Origin of the sequence: Halostella litorea (genome assembly GCF_004785955.1) — an archaeon.
GTDB lineage: Archaea > Halobacteriota > Halobacteria > Halobacteriales > Natronoarchaeaceae > Halostella > Halostella litorea.
In genome coordinates this window covers 425,168-440,326 of record NZ_ML214300.1, presented here as the reverse complement: position 1 = coordinate 440,326, position 15,159 = coordinate 425,168, and the positions used below count along the sequence as shown (strand labels likewise).

Annotated in this window: 13 protein-coding genes; 6 read left to right on the top strand and 7 right to left on the bottom strand. The window is 68.3% G+C overall.

The window, feature by feature from the left end; genetic code table 11:
* Positions 1-171 precede the first annotated feature (171 nt).
* Positions 172-405, top strand: a complete 234-nt coding sequence (locus tag EYW40_RS02275) for a DUF7385 family protein (protein ID WP_135819999.1) — start codon at positions 172-174, stop codon at positions 403-405.
* 69 nt (positions 406-474) lie between these two features.
* Here EYW40_RS02275 and EYW40_RS02270 read toward each other — a convergent pair whose 3' ends face one another.
* The 4 genes from EYW40_RS02270 to EYW40_RS02255 form a co-directional block, all read right to left on the bottom strand.
* The gene (locus EYW40_RS02270) at positions 475-708 is read right to left on the bottom strand and encodes an Rdx family protein (RefSeq protein WP_135819998.1); all 234 of its coding nucleotides are present in this window, start codon (positions 706-708) and stop codon (positions 475-477) included.
* Positions 709-794: 86 nt separating this feature from the next.
* Positions 795-1,586 (bottom strand): 5'/3'-nucleotidase SurE, encoded by a 792-nt coding sequence (surE, locus tag EYW40_RS02265; RefSeq protein ID WP_135819997.1) that lies wholly within the window; start codon positions 1,584-1,586, stop codon positions 795-797.
* A 75-nt stretch (positions 1,587-1,661) separates the two neighbouring features.
* Positions 1,662-3,068: a small ribosomal subunit Rsm22 family protein gene (locus EYW40_RS02260; RefSeq protein ID WP_135819996.1), complete on the bottom strand. Its 1,407-nt coding sequence runs from the start codon at positions 3,066-3,068 to the stop codon at positions 1,662-1,664.
* On the bottom strand, positions 3,065-3,817 hold the full coding sequence (locus EYW40_RS02255) for a prephenate dehydrogenase/arogenate dehydrogenase family protein (protein ID WP_135819995.1): 753 nt from the start codon (positions 3,815-3,817) through the stop codon (positions 3,065-3,067). The genes EYW40_RS02260 and EYW40_RS02255 overlap by 4 nt, the downstream gene beginning before the upstream one ends.
* Positions 3,818-3,911: 94 nt before the next feature.
* Here EYW40_RS02255 and EYW40_RS02250 point away from each other — a divergent pair, with 94 nt between their 5' ends.
* Positions 3,912-4,754 (top strand): hypothetical protein, encoded by an 843-nt coding sequence (locus tag EYW40_RS02250; RefSeq protein ID WP_135819994.1) that lies wholly within the window; start codon positions 3,912-3,914, stop codon positions 4,752-4,754.
* Positions 4,755-4,760: 6 nt separating this feature from the next.
* Here the strand turns inward: EYW40_RS02250 and EYW40_RS02245 are convergent, their stop codons facing one another.
* A complete protein-coding gene (locus EYW40_RS02245) occupies positions 4,761-5,936 on the bottom strand; it encodes a M24 family metallopeptidase (RefSeq protein WP_135819993.1) in 1,176 nt (391 codons plus the stop codon).
* Between the two features lie 138 nt (positions 5,937-6,074).
* Between EYW40_RS02245 and aroA the strand changes: the two genes are divergently transcribed.
* The 4 genes from aroA to aroC all read left to right on the top strand — a co-directional run bounded on the left by aroA (position 6,075) and on the right by aroC (position 10,802).
* Entirely contained in the window at positions 6,075-7,367 is a 1,293-nt protein-coding gene (gene aroA / locus EYW40_RS02240; protein ID WP_135819992.1) for a 3-phosphoshikimate 1-carboxyvinyltransferase, read from the top strand.
* Positions 7,368-7,454: 87 nt separating this feature from the next.
* On the top strand, positions 7,455-8,699 hold the full coding sequence (locus tag EYW40_RS02235; RefSeq protein WP_135819991.1) for an alkaline phosphatase family protein: 1,245 nt from the start codon (positions 7,455-7,457) through the stop codon (positions 8,697-8,699).
* On the top strand, positions 8,692-9,546 hold the full coding sequence (locus EYW40_RS02230) for a fructosamine kinase family protein (RefSeq protein ID WP_135819990.1): 855 nt from the start codon (positions 8,692-8,694) through the stop codon (positions 9,544-9,546). Before EYW40_RS02235 ends, EYW40_RS02230 begins: the two co-directional genes overlap by 8 nt.
* Positions 9,547-9,650: 104 nt before the next feature.
* Positions 9,651-10,802, top strand: a complete 1,152-nt coding sequence (aroC, locus tag EYW40_RS02225; RefSeq protein WP_135819989.1) for a chorismate synthase — start codon at positions 9,651-9,653, stop codon at positions 10,800-10,802.
* A 1-nt stretch (position 10,803) separates the two neighbouring features.
* Here the strand turns inward: aroC and EYW40_RS02220 are convergent, their stop codons facing one another.
* Both EYW40_RS02220 and EYW40_RS02215 read right to left on the bottom strand, forming a co-directional pair.
* Positions 10,804-11,397 (bottom strand): hypothetical protein, encoded by a 594-nt coding sequence (locus tag EYW40_RS02220; protein WP_135819988.1) that lies wholly within the window; start codon positions 11,395-11,397, stop codon positions 10,804-10,806.
* A gap of 347 nt (positions 11,398-11,744) precedes the next feature.
* On the bottom strand, positions 11,745-15,101 hold the full coding sequence (locus EYW40_RS02215; protein WP_135819987.1) for a PKD domain-containing protein: 3,357 nt from the start codon (positions 15,099-15,101) through the stop codon (positions 11,745-11,747).
* Positions 15,102-15,159 lie beyond the last annotated feature (58 nt).

Sequence of the window (15,159 nt, the reverse complement as noted above, 5' to 3'; positions counted from 1 at the left end):
CGACATAGTCGTACCGATCCCGGAACTGTCGACCGGCGAACGACGATACACGTCGCCGAATACTGACGGGGTAGTCAGCCGTCCCCGACGTCGAGACGAGACCTCGTCGGGAGGGGAACCACCGCCCGCCAGATACTATTATCACCCACCGGTTCGTTGGTCGGCCCAGAGATGGACGAACACGAATTCGACGAGATGGTCTCGTCGCTGACCCCCCACGAGTCGGCCGACGGGGTGACGACCTACCGCAACACGGTGAGCATCACCTGTCCCGCCTGCGACGAGCCGTTCGACGACCTGGTCGTCTGCGAGGACGAACTGAACAGCCTCGAACTCAGCATGCTGCTTGACCTCTGTGTGACGACCCACGAGGGCGACGTGTTGCTGTTCACGCACAAGCACTGAGCGGTCGACGGTCCTCTTCTCGCGGTCAGTCGGTCCCTCGCCGAACCGCCGGTTCCCCGGCCCGTTCGACTACCGAACCCGCTCGCGCACCTCGCGGACGATGGCGTCGACGTCGAACTCGTCGTCGGCCTTGTCGAACACCATCTCGCCGTCGACGTCGACGCGGAACACGCCGTGGTCGCCGGTGCGCAGCGTGACGGCGTCCAGTCGCTCCCCCAGCGAGGTCAGGAGCGCGTGCTGGACGTCCTCCGCGCGGTCGAGGAAGCCACAGGGGACGCAGTACTCTATCTCGACGTGTGTCATGCGCGGCGGTACGACCCGCCGACGGAAAACGGTGCCCGTCGCGGCTCCGGCAGGGGTGCCGGCTCCGGCCCGGTCGGCGTCCCGAACTACTCGTTGCCGGGGTACTCCGCGGCGAGGGCGTCGAGTTGCGGGTGGCGCTCGACGGAGTGGGGCGCGGTGAGCGGCGAGACGCTGACCCGCCCCTCGGCCACGGCGCGGCGGTCGGTCCCCTCGGGGTCCGGCACGTCGCCCTCGGCCATCCGCTCCCAGATCCGGTCGTGGAGGGTGACGACGCCGTCGTCGCGGGTGGCGTCCATGTCGTACACGTGCGACGGGCGCGTGACCTCCATCGGCGCGGGTTCCCCGTCGGGCATCGGGGCGTTCACGTTGAGGTAGTCGGCCGCCTCGAACACCCCCGCCCCGAGCGCCGCCTCGGCGAGGTGCGTGGTCGCGCGGACTGCCTCGGCGTAGTCCCCCGGGTCCGGTTCGAACTCCCCCCACGTGACGTCGCCGACCGGGACGTACAGCGACGCGGCGATGGCGGGGACGCCGAAGAAGGCCGCCTCGACGGCGGCGCTGACCGTGCCCGACCGTCCGAGGACGTACGCGCCGAGGTTCGCGCCGGTGTTACAGCCCGACACCACCAGATCCGGGTACGGGCCGAGCGACTGGAGGCCGGCGACGACGCAGTCGGCGGGCGTCCCCTCGACGGCGTAGCCGAGTTCGTGCTCGGTCACGCCGACCTCGTCCGACATCGCGCGGCCGACCGCGCTCTGGTCCGTCGCGGGGGCGACGCCGGTGACGTTGCCGACCTCCGACAGCGCGTCGTGGAGCGCGCGGAACCCGGGGCTGTCGATGCCGTCGTCGTTCGTCAGGAGTATCTCGGGCCGGTTGTCCATGCTCCCCGACTAGCAGGCCCGGACGAAAAGCCCACCGCTTGGCGTGGAACCTCCCCGCAAGCGCGGGGCTGGACGCTACGGGGGGACCCGGTCGACGGTCGTCTCCTCGTCGACGACGAGGTTGTACGCGCCCTCGTCGTCGTTCCACAGCGCCAGCGCGCCCTCGAACACGAGCAGGTCGCCGTAGTCGGCGGTCCCGAGGTCGGCGTTCAGCGCCGTCTCCCGGGTCAACACGGCGTAGTGGTCGACGGCCTCGCTCCCGTCGCCGACGCGGAACAGCGGGTTGGCGTCGCCGTCGCTCAGGTCGTGGCTGAGTTTGACGGCGACCAGGTCGATGCGGTTGGGGACGTGCCGGTCCATCTCCGCCATCTTCGCGAACCGGTCGGGGTCCGGCGAGAAGTCGTACCGGCGCTTCCCGTCGGGCCGGAGGACCGCGTAGGAGAACTGCACGTCGACGTTGACGAACTCGCCCGGCGAGGCGTCGGGACCCGTCGCGGCGTCGTCGAGGCGGCGCTGGAACGGCGGGACGGCGAGGTCGGGCTTCACCGTGAACGACCAGCCCTCGTCGCTCGGCTCCTCGCCGGGCCACAGCCGCACCGTCGGCGAGAACACGGTCGCCCGGTCGGTCAGCGAGCGCTCGACTTCGCGGAGCCCGATGCTCGTGTTCCGGTCGGCCGGCGCGAGGGCGACGAGCGACCCGTCCGCGGCCAGCGCGTCGAGGTAGCGCCGCGCGACGGCCGCGGGGTCGTCGAGTTCGGAGAGCACGTTGCCGAACAGCACCAGGTCGAACTCGCCGTCGGGGTCGAACGCCTCCGCCCGCTCGCGGTGGACGGTCGCGCGGAAGTTCCGCCCCGTCCCGTCGAGCAGGCGCTCCAGCACGTCGGCGGCGTCGCTCGGCTCGACGGCGTGGTACGCCACGCGCGCGTCGTCGGGCAGGAAATCGTGGAGGCCGAGCGCCGGGCCGCCGACGCCGGCACCGACGTCGAGCACGCGGAGCGTCCGGGGGAGCAGGCTCGCCTCGGCGAGTTCGGCGAGCACGTACTGGACGGCGGCGTAGTAGTCCGGCAGGTGGTATATCGCGTAGCCCAGCGCCGCCGTCTCGTCGTACTCGACGGGGTGTTGCCGGAAGTAGGCGTCCTTCAGCCGCCGGATCGTCTCCCGGAGCTCGTCGCCGCTCTCGCCGGCGTGCCAGTCCGCCCCGTGGCGCTCGACGAGCAGGTCCTCCAGCGTCCGGGCGTACCGCTCGGGGAACGCCTCGACGCCGTGGAACGGCGGCCGGACCGATCCCTCGTCGACCGGGACGAACGTCCCGTCCTCGCGCTCGACGAGGCCGAGGTCGAACGCCTCCTCGCGGAGGATCCGCCGGACGACCGCGGGGTGGGGCTGGCCGTCGACGTACTCGCTGACCTCTTCGGGGTCGACCGGCCGGACGTTGCGTAGGTACTTCGCGTTCGACCGCACCGCTTCGCGCCGGTCCGTCATCCGTCGCCCCCCGCCGCGTCGGCGGTCCCGCCCGCGGCCTCGTACAGCGCCGCGAACGCCTCGGCGTCGGCGTCGGCGATCCGCCGGGCGGCGTCCGCGACGGCCTCCGCCCCGTCGAACGTCTCCTGTATCTCGGCGTACACCCGCGGCTCGTTCCCGGTCACCTGCGACGCGAGGTCGGCCAGCCCGTCGTAGACGGGCGTCCGCAACCCCTCGGGCACGTCGTCGGCCGCGAGCGCGAACGCGAGGACGGCGGCGTGGGCGCCCGCCTGGACGGTCTCCATCGCCGCGTCGTGTTCCGTCGGCGTCGTCTCGTACACCTCGTTGCCGGCTGCGCGGACGTCGTCCAGTACGGCGTCCGTCACGGGCCCCGCGGCGTCCCTGACGACGGCGACACGCCCGGGCGCGCGCTCCGGCGCGAACATCGGGTGCAGACTCGCCCGCTCGGCGTCGGGCGCGTGTTCGGCCATCGCGGCGACCGACCCGGCCATGACGCCCGTCACGTCGAGGACGGCCCGGGTCGCCTTCGGGGCGTGCTCGGCGATCGCCGCCTCGCCGGCCGAGATCGGCACCGCGACACAGACCGCGTCGAACCGTCCGTCGGCGTCGAGCGGGACGCTCCGTCCGCCGACCGCAGTGGCCGCCGCGTCGGCCGCGTCGGGGTCGGCGTCGGCGAACGCGACGTCACCGTCGACGGTCCGGGCGAACCAGCGCCCCATCGCCCCCGCGCCGACGACCAGTGTCTCCATTGGGATGTGATAGGCCCGCACGGTCGTAAAAGGGGTTCGATCACCGCCCCGTCCCCTCGCCAGCTTTATGCGTTCGTGCGGGGTTCTGGACCGTATGCAACGTCGAACTATCGGGGTGCTGGTAGTCGTCGCCCTCGTCGCGGTGGCCGGCTGTTCGGGGCTGACGGGGTCGGACGACCCGACGGAGACGACCGGCGCGACCGACGCGACGACCGGGACCGACGCTGCCGCCGGCAACGGGACGTCGACCGGGAGCGGAACGACGACCGGGAACGGCGGGTCGGACGGGGGGCCGACGCTCGCCGACGTGGCGTATCCCGAGGGGGTGTCCGAAGGCGGGTTCGTCAACGCGAGCGCCGCGGCCCTCGGCCACGCGACCGCGCTGTCCGAGACCGGGTTCGCGGTGACGCTCTCGCAGGCGACGACCGAGGGCAACCAGTCCCGGAACCTGGACTACGAGGTCCGGAGCGACCCCGACGCCCAGCGGACCGCGGGGACGCTGAACGCCAGTTCGTACCGGAACCAGTGGTACGACAACGCCACGCACCGCCACGCCAGGACGTCGACCACCGACGGGGTGCAGGTCCAGGAGCGGCGGACCGACTTCTCGCGGACCCACCGGCAGGAGACGCTCGCGACGACCGTCCGGTCGGTCCTGACGAGCGGGAACTACTCGGCAGTCGAGACCGTCGAACGCAACGGCGAGACGGCCGTGCGGTACGAACTCGACGAGTACAACGCCAGCGCGAGCGAGGGCTTCGAGGCGGAGCAGGCCAGCGGCACCGTCGTCGTCGGCGAGTCCGGCATCATCTACGAGGCGACCCTCTCCGCGACGGGCACGACCGACGCCGGGGAGGCCTCGCTCGACCTCGCCTACGAGGTGACCGAGATCGGCGACGTCGAGGTAGAGCGGCCGGACTGGGTCGACGGGGCCTGACGCCGCTCACTCAACGACTAACTCCTTCTCGTAGTCGACGAGGTTCTCGTAGCCGTCCTCGGTGACGACCACGAAGTCCTCGATCCGGACGCCGCCGACCGCGGGGTCGTACAGCCCCGGCTCGACCGTCACCACGTTGCCGGGTTCGAGTTCGCCGCCGTTCGGGGCGGCGCTCGGGAGTTCGTGGACGTCGAGGCCGATCCCGTGGCCGGTGCCGTGGATGAACCCGGTCTCGGTCGTCTCGTCGCTCCGGAGGGTCGGGTAGCCCGCGTCCTCGTACACGTCACAGACCGCGTCGTGGACGTCCGCGCCCGTCGCGCCGGGCTCGATGGCGTCGAACGCCGCCTCCTGTGCCTCCAGGGTGACCTCGTAGTAGTCCCGGACGGCCTCGCTCGGCTCGCCCTTGACGAACGTCCGCGTCATGTCGGCGTGATAGTTGCTTGCCTTGTCGCGGGGGAAGATGTCGACGACGATCGTCTCGCCGGCCCGGAGCGGGCCGCTCCCGCGGTCGTGGGGGTCGGCGGCGTCGGCCCCGCAGGCGACGATGGTCTCGTCGAGCGCACAGCCGTGGCGCAGCAGCGTCACCTCTATCTCCTCGGTCACGCGCTCGCTGGTCAGGGGCTCGCCGTCGGACACGAGCGTGCCGTCCTCGACGTCGGCCGCTTCGATCAGCTCCTCGGCGGCCGCCATCGCGGCCTCGTTGGCGCGCTGTGCGGTCCGGATGTGGTCGACCTCCTCCTCGGTCTTGACCGCCCGGATCCCGGTGATCACGCCGTCGGTGTCCGGGACGACCGTGATGCCGAGTTCCCGGAGGGTGTCGGCGCGTGCGACGGGGAAGTCCTCGGGGACGGCGACCGACTCGACGCCGTGGTCCGCGAGGAAGGCGGCGAGCGTCCGGACGCTTCCCTCGTAGGAGCCGTACTCCTCGATCTTCTCGCGCCGCCCGTACTCCGCGATGCGGGAGACGGTGTCGGCACGGCTCTCGGAGGCCGCGCGGCCGTACTCCAGCCCCGAGACGAACAGGTGGGTCCCCTCGGGCGTGTACAGGGTCGTGAACGGGTCGGGCGCGCCGAAGCCGGCGAGGTAGAGCTGGTCGGACTCGCCATCGTCGGCGTAGATCAGGTAGCCGTCCGCGTCGACGTCCTCCAGGTGCGCGTCGAGGTCGGAGAGGTCCGGTTCCATGTGGAACCGTGCGAGTGCGCCCCACAAAACGTGCGCGGTTTCGGCGGCTCCGGCGCGGTCGGCGCTCGCCCGGCGGCCGCCCGCGCCAGCGCTGCCGCGTCCGGTAGCCTGATACCGGTGCGGGGGGACTGGCCCTCCATGGACGTCACCGTCTCCGAGTCGACCGTCGCGGGGAGCGCCCGCGCCCCGCCGTCGAAGAGCTACACCCACCGCGCCGTCCTCGCCGCCGGGTACGCCGACGAGGCGACGGTCCGGGACCCCCTCCTGAGCGCCGACACCCGCGCGACGGCCCGCGCCGTGGAGGCGTTCGGCGGGACCGTCGAGCGCCGCGACGGGGACCTCGCCGTGACGGGGTTCGGCGGCCGGCCCGCGGTACCCGACGACGTGATCGACTGCGCGAACAGCGGCACGACGATGCGGCTGGTCACCGCGGCCGCGGCGCTCGCCGACGGCGCGACGGTGCTCACCGGCGACGGCTCCCTCCGATCCCGGCCGCAGGGGCCGCTGCTCGACGCGGTCGAACAGCTAGGCGGCCGCGCCGAGAGCACCCGCCGGAACGGGCAGGCCCCGCTGGTCGTGGGCGGCCCGGTCGACGGCGGGGCCGTCTCGATCCCCGGCGACGTGTCCTCGCAGTACGTCACCGCGCTGCTGATGGCCGGCGCGGTCACCGACGAGGGGATCGCGGTCGACCTCGAAACGGAACTGAAGTCCGCGCCGTACGTCGACATCACCGTCGAGGTGCTCGCCGACTTCGGCGTCGACGCCGAGCGCACGGCCGACGGCTTCCGCGTCGCCGGCGGCCAGTCGTACGCCCCCGCGGACGGCGAGTACAGCGTGCCCGGCGACTTCTCCTCGATGTCGTACCTGCTGGCCGCCGGGGCGGTCGCCGCCGAGGACGGCCTCCGGGTCGAGGGCGCACGCCCGAGCGCGCAGGGCGACAGCGCCATCGTCGGCGTGCTGGAGGACATGGGCGCGTCGGTCGACTGGGACCGCGACGCGGGGGTCATCGACGTCGAGCGCTCCGCCCTCTCCGGCACCACGGTCGGCGTGGGCGACACCCCGGACCTGCTCCCGACGATCGCCGCACTCGGCGCGGTGGCGGACGGCGACACCCGCATCGTCGACTGCGAGCACGTCCGCTACAAGGAGACCGACCGCGTCAGCGCGATGGCCGAGGAACTGGGGAAACTCGGCGCGTCGGTGAGCGAAAAGCGCGACGAACTCGTCGTCCACGGCGGCGACTCCGACCTCGTCGGCGCGTCGGTGGACGGCCGGGCCGACCACCGCGTCGTCATGTCGCTCGCGGTCGCCGGCCTCGTCGCCGACGGGGAGACAACGATCCGCGGCGGCGAGCACGTCGACGTCTCGTTCCCAGACTTCTTCGACGTGCTGGACGGCCTCGGCGCGGCGGTGCGCCGGGACGGGGAGTGACCCCGGCGGAGTCCCGGCCGGCGACAGCGTGACAGCCCGGCCCACACGACCGGCAGTTACTTTTCCGGGTCTCCCCACCGCATCGACATGCTCCGCGAGTCGGTCGAGCGCCGCCTGCGCGAGGACCACGGTGAGGACGGCTACCTCTTCCCGGCCTACGAGGACTACTGCTTCGCGAACGTCCCGCACACGGTCGCCTCCCTGCTCGGGGTCGACACCGGACGGACTCTGCCCGCCGACGCGCTCGACGGCGTCGACACCGAGGGGATCGACACCGTCGTCGTCGCGCTCGTCGACGGGTTCGGGCTGGACGGATGGAAGCGGACCCGCGATGATCACGGGTTCCTCCGCCGCGTCACGGATCGGGGCGTCGTCACGCCGCTGACCTCCGTCTACCCCTCGGAGACGGCCGCGGCGATCACGACGTTCCACACCGGCGCCCTGCCCGCCGAACACGGCGTCGTCGGCTGGAACGTGTACGAGCCGACGGTCGACGAGGCGTTCGAGGCGCTCCCGTTCCGGACGAAGGCCGGCGACGAGCCGGCCGGCCTCACCCGCGGGGACGTGGCGGACGCCGAGCCGCTGTACCCGGACCTCGCCGCCGAGGGCGTCGAGTCGACGCTCGTCGACCCCCACGCGGCCAACCAGCCCGGCGTCCGGGAGCGGCCCTACGAGTCACTCGACGAGGTCGGCACCGAACTCCGCGACGCCGTCGAAACCGCCGACGCCCCGGCGTACGTGGCCACCTACGTCCCGCACGTCGACCACGCCGCCCACGCCGACGGAACGAACTCCGCGACCTACGACGGGACGGTCGGGGCGGTGTTCGATCAACTCGAAGCCGGACTGGTGGATGGGCTCGACGACGCGGCCGCCGAGAACACCCTCCTCGTCGTCACCGCCGACCACGGCCACGTCGACACCGACCCCGAGCGAAACGTCGACCTCTCGGCGGCGGATGGCGTCGGCGACTCGCTCCGCCAGCACGCCGACGGCAGCCTGATCCGGTTCTCCGGGAGCCCGCGGAACGCCCACCTCCAGCTTCGCCCCGACCGCGTCGAGCGCGTCCGGGACGAACTGCTCGCCGGACTCGACGCCCGCGCGTTCACCCGCGAGGAAGCGCTCGCCCGCGACCTGTTCGGCGACGTCGACCCGTCCGAGACGTTCCGCCGCCGCTGTGGCGACCTGGTCCTGACCCACCGCGACCTGGGCACCTGGTGGGGCGACGCCGAGGCCGAGGAACTCGACCTCGTCGGGATGCACGGCGGCCTCCACCCCCACGAGATGCTCGTCCCGTTCGCGGCCGTCCGGCTCTCGGAGCTCCATGACTGAGACCGACGGCCTCCTCGACCGCGTATCGAGCACGCTCGACGCGACGGCGACGGGCGCGACGGAACTCCACGGCGGGATGGTCGGGACGGTGTACCGCGTCGAGTTCGCGGACCGGCAGCCGGTCGCCGCGAAGGTCGACGACGCGCCGCTCGGCGTCGAGGCCGCGATGCTCCAGTATCTCGCCCGCGAGTCGCCGCTGCCCGTACCGACCGTCCACCACGTCGAGCCCGGGCTGCTCGTGCTGGAGTACGTCGACGGCGACGGCAGGTTCGACGAGCGCGCGGAGCGCGATCTGGCGCGCCACGTCGCCGCCCTCCACGACGTGTCGGCCGACGCCTACGGGTTCCCGTTCGACACGCTCTCGGGGCCGTATGCCCAGTCGAACCCGTGGACTGACTCGTGGATCGAGTTCTTCCGGGAGCGACGGGTGCTCCCGTTCGCGAACGCCGCGAGGGACGAGGGGAGCCTGCCCGTCGCCGAGTACGACCGGGTGCTGGCGTTCGCCGACGCGCTCGACGACCTGCTCGTCGAGCCCTCCGCGCCGTCGCTTCTCCACGGGGATGTCCACCCCGGAAACGTGGTCGTCGAGAGCGGCGAGGTCGATGCCGTTCTCGACCCCGCCATCTACTTCGGCCACGACGAGGTCGACCTCGCGTACGTCGCCCGACTGGACTCGGTCGGCGACCCGTTCTTCGACGAGTACCGCCGACACCGGGACGTGTCGGACGCCTTCTTCGACGTGCGCCGGGACGTGTACGTCGCGTTTCACGCGCTGGAGAACGTCCGGTTTTTCGGGGCGGACCCGCTCCCGAACCTCCGGGACGCGCTCGACCGACTGGGGTTCTGAACCCGCGGCGTCGACCCCGTCCCTGCCGACTCCGCGACCGCGCCGACCGCCCGTTCTTGCGCGTATTGCAACACCTAAATGCCCGGCGACCCCACCGGTGAGTAATGAACGGCAACAGCTTCGGTCGCCTCTTTCAGGTGACCACCTTCGGCGAGAGCCACGGCGAGGCGATGGGCGTCACCGTCAGTGGCTGCCCCGCCGGCCTCGAACTCTCCGAGGACGACATCCAGGCCGACCTGGACCGGCGCAAGCCCGGCCAGTCGATGATCTCGACCAGCCGCGGCGAACCGGACGCCGTCTCCATCAAAAGCGGCCTCCAGGACGGTTACACGACCGGGACGCCGATCGGGATGGTGATCCAGAACAAGGACGCCCGTTCGGGCAAGTACGAACCCTTTATCACCGCGCCGCGGCCGTCCCACGGCGACTTCACGTACTCCGCGAAGTTCGGCACGCGCAACTGGGGCGGCGGCGGCCGCTCCTCGGCCCGCGAAACCGTCAACTGGGTCGCCGCCGGCGCGGTCGCCAAGAAACTGCTCGCCCGCGAGGGCGTCGAACTCAAGGCCCACGTCAACCAGATCGGGGACATCGAAGCCCCTGAGGTCTCCTTCGAGGAGATCAAGGAACACTCCGAGGAGAACGACGTTCGCTGTGCCCACCCGGAGACCGCCGAGCGGATGCAGGAACGCATCGAGGAGTATCAGGAAGCGGGCGACTCAATCGGCGGCAGCATCTACTTCGAGGCCCGCGGCGTCCCTCGCGGCCTCGGCGCGCCCCGGTTCGACTCGCTGGAAGCCCGCCTCGGGCAGGCCATGCTCTCCGTCCCCGCGACGACCGCCTTCGAGTTCGGCCTCGGCCGCGAGGCCCGCGAGTACACCGGCTACGAGCGCAATGACCACTGGGAGTTCGACGAGGACGGCGACCCGGTTCCCGCCGAGAACGACCACGGCGGGCTTCAGGGCGGCATCACCACCGGCGAACCGATCTACGGCGAGGTCACCCTGCACGCCCCCACCTCGATCCCCAAGTCCCAACAGACGGTCGACTGGGAGACCGGCGAGGAGAAGGAGGAGCAGGTCATCGGCCGCCATGACCCGGTGCTCCCGCCCCGCGGCGTGCCCGTCGTCGAGGCCATGTTTGCCCTGACGCTCGTCGACTTCATGCTGCTCGGCGGGCGGATCAACCCCGACCGCGTCGACGGCGACGCCGGCGAGTACGACACCGAGTACCACCCGAGCAGCCCGCGGAACGAGTAACCTACCGGCGTATCAGGCGGACCGCTACGAGGAGGATCACTACCCCCATCGCGGCGACGATGGCGTAGTCCAGCGGGGTGTGTTCCTCGTTTGCCTCTATTCGCTCCTCGACTGACTCGTTCTCGTAGTGGTACGTCCGGTTTCGGCTCCACCGCGGTTCGATGGGCTCGTACGACCGGTTGTACACCTCCGTGTCGCCGTCGACGCGCCCCACGAACTCGCGTTGGTCGAACCCCTCCTCACCTTCGGAGAGATTGTCCGCGTACAGGCGGACTTCACCCGCGACCAAGGTGTCGGGGTCTTCTTTGATGGGAACTAGAACCGTCTTGTTCCCTTGGGGGGCTGCAGTAGACCCACCGCGTCGGCTGTAGGTGGTTTCACGGGTATTAACCATTAAATTGGTTCCATAAATTTGTCTCGCCGGATTCTCAACTGCGACTTTTACAACTGTCGTGTTTTGATCATATTCTTCTCCGTCTCCCGTCGTGACTTCGACGTTCGTTATCCGTGGTGACGGTACCTCGGGTGAGTTAGAGGGATCGTACTTGCGCGTGAAGTTGAACTGTGCGGAGCCCTCGTACGTGTAGAACTCCACGGAATGATTATCCCGCATAACGTCGATGCTATTGGAGACGTCCCAGGAATCCTCCCAGGATTCGTTTGTAGAAAGGTTGAGGGTGTGTATCTGGTGTTGGTAACCATCAACGTCCACCCCAAAAGAGGATTCATGATGGAACTGGGTTGGATTGTGTGCGGACACACGTACGCGGTTACGGTCGCTATCGAACTGTACTGTATAGTTCACACCGAGTCCGGACGTTACGTTTTCAGACTCATTGACTGATATTGGTGGAGTAGCACCAGTACTCAGTCCAGTAACAGAACCAACGCTGGCAACGGCCACTACTAATACCGTGACAGCAACCGCCTGACGAAATCTGTTCATCCCTCACACCTCGAATAATAGCCGCCTCTCGCACACGAGTCCTCCGTTCTCGACTGTAAGTCTTCGATCATCGCTTCGGTAGACACCAAGCCGCTTCCGCTGTAGTCACGGGACAACTCGCCGATGTGCTCCCGTCGAGTTTCGTTCCCGTTTATCTGTTCGATGACCTGCACGCTCTCACCAGTCACCGTTCCACGCGTTTCGATGACGCGGTCGGGGTTCTCGTACTCCTCGACGGTCACCTCGCGAGTGTCGACCTGCTTGCTCAGGATCCATCGCTTCGACTGTCGCTCCCCTGCAAGCCGGTAATCCTCGCTGTTGCCCATTTCCTCGGCGATTCCTCGGTTCGTAAGGGTATCGTACGTCCGCCACTCGTACTTCGCCGGCTGTCTCTGTACCCGCCGTGATGCTTCGTACACTTCGACGTCTACCGTTTCCTCCGTTCGGATTCGATACTTGTACTGCCGTTCGTACTGGGCAGGCGAAACGCGGACCTGCCGGCTCGCTACTCGGCTATGTGAGTGGCTTCTGGGAATGCTGCTCCAGTAGGAGTGTTTGGTCCGCACCGTGTACGTCTCCTCCTTTTCGACCGTGTAGGTAACCGTCTTCATTCCGTCACCGTTCATGTTTGGAACCGGTCTCGTTCGTGTTTCAGTCACCGTTCGTGTCCGCTCCTCCGTCTCGTAGTAGACGTACTTTCGCTCGGTCCGGTACTCGGGGGGAGCCGTCTGTACCCGCCGCGTTTCGCCGGTGAACTCACCGGACCCACCCCGATCGCTGCGCCACTCGGTTTCGGTCTCCGTACGCGTTTCCTGACGGACGTATCTACCACCAGCCTTCCAGTCGTCGTTGCGGTCGATGAACCGATCACGGCCTAGTTTGTGCCGGAACGCCTTCGTCTCCTCCTCGTACTCCGCTTTCTGCACCTGTACTCGCTTCTCCACCACGTACTCGGTCCCCTGTCTGTCCGTCCTGTTGAGCTGGTAGCCGGCGTCCAGTAACTCGTCGCGGCGTTGGGCCGTCATTACTCTCCGTTGCGTCCGTTCCGGTATCTCAACCACGTACGACCGGTTCTCCACGGTGACGTTCGTCCACCGGGTCTGGGGCGGTGCGAAGATCTTGCTGTCGGTAGTTAGTGAAGTCGACTTCCGCGTCGTCTCCGGATTGGCCCGGTTGAAAAACGTCACCGTCGGTGCCGGCTGGTCGTCCGCAAAGGCGGCCGCATCCACCTCAACTGTCGCGACGTACTGTTCGCCGCTTTGGTTGATGTTTGGACTGATTCTTTCTTTCCGTTCCTCTATGTAGTGCTTCTTTAGATCGACCACATGAGCTCTGCTAGACGTAGTTACTCCGATATGGTGGTGTTCATGGAAGGTGTTCTTCGTGAAATCGAATCGGTCAGTATACACTTTGAACCGAATCGAATCCGTCAAGTTATACGCCCCTCCGGATATCTCCCGCGAATCCCTGATATCCGGCGTGTAGTAATCTTGGAACGAGTGAGAGATTTTCCGTTCTAATTGATATCCATCGACTACTGTGAGATTTGCAAACCTGAATGAATCAAATTTCCCTATGCCTACCTTTTCCGTTTCAGATGCGCCCTGTCTCCAGAAGTATTCCAAACGCGTTCCATCCGGATCGAATGAATCCCGAGCATCTACCACCATCCCGTCATTCCGGATATCCCGGAAATCTCCACCGTGGATGATGTCTATCCGGATCTCCGGGGGACTGGGTGTTACCCTGAACAACGCAGATTTCCCAGAGCCGACCGAATCTACTTTATCACCTTTCTCTGCATGCAGTCTTGTAGTTACCTTATAGGAGTCTGGAACATCGCCTGCCCAGTACGTATGTACAGTTAACGTTCCTGTATGGTGATCATATTCTTTATGACGCGTTAGGTCACCGGAATCCACGGGTCTAGTATCATCGGACAACGAGCCAGTTTCAACCGACACCGCATCCGGTCCGAGACCGTCCAGATCTACCTCGGTCACGTGATGGGCGGCGTACCGCTCCGCGTCGATCCGCTCGTGGTAGGAGTCAACGGGGCCGTTGACGAACTCAGCCCTGACGATCTCGGGTTCGGCTTTCGGGACGACGGACCGAGTGACTTCGGACCGTTGCCCCCGGGCATCGATGGCGGTTACGGTGACGTTGCTGTCCGTACCGGCCGAAACGTCGCCGACCAGAAAACCGAGTTCCCGCTCGTCTATCGGACGGCTCTTCATACGGTCCCCCGCGGTCCACTCCTCGACGGTCCGCCCGTCGACGGCGACACGGAGCCGCCGGAGGTTACCGACCGCATCGGTGGCGGAGACGGCCCCCGAAATCGTGCTCCCGTTGTCGAGTCGGTCGAACTCCGCGACCGGTCGAGGGTCGACGAAGACGTCGTTCGTCCCGTCGTCGAACGTCACGGTTCGTTCCCGACCGTCAGTGTAGTTGACCACCGCGACGAGTTCGTGGCTGCCGGGGTCCCAGTCGACGACGCGTCTGGGTCCGGTCCCGGCCGGGGATCCGTCCCGATACCAACGGACTCCGACGACCTCGTCGGACGGGCGAGCCGTGTCGACGACGTACCGCTCCCGGAACGGTTCCGTCCCCGTGACCGTCTGTTCGCCACGGAGCGCCGGATCGAGGGTCGGTTGGTCATCGTCGTCGGGCGGTGCGGTGCCGTCGGACGGGGGCGAGGGGTCGGCGACGGGCGGGAGCGGACGCTCGACGGTAACCCTCACGCTGTCGGTCCGCCGTTGCTCGTCGGTCCCGACCGCGACCGCCTCGACCGTGTGGTCTCCGGAACTGTTGAAATTTCGCGACAGCGAGACGGAGTCGTGTCCGGACCGGACGGCCGTCTCCTCGGCCGTCGTGCCGTCGACCCGCCAGACGACGCGGTCGAGTGGGGCACCGCCGCGCCGAACGTCGGCGGTGTACGTGGCGGTCGAGTCGGCCTCGACATCCGTCGTCCCGGTGAGCGTGACTCGGGGCGGATCGCCCGACGTGACGTTCACGTACAGCGTGTCGTTGCTGGTCGCGCCGTCGTCGTCCGTCACCGTGACGCGGACGGCGTACGTCCCTTCGGCGGTCGGTCGGAACTCGGTACGCCCGCAGGTCGGACAGGCGGGCGAAACGGTGCTCCCGTTCGGCGCGGTGATCCGCCACCCGTACGCGGTGACGGTCCCGTCGGGGTCGCGCGACCCAGTCGCGTCGAGCAACACGGTCGACCCCAGCGACACAGTCTGGTCCAGTCCCGCGTCGGCCAGCGGCGGCGCGTTGTCGGCCGAGACGCCGGCCACGGGGCCGCTCAAGGCGGCCGAAACCACGAGTACAGCGATTGCCAGTTCCTTCATTCGTTCCGCAATTAGTTACGCGGAGTAATCCGTTAAAAATGTTCTGAGTTTCGAGAAT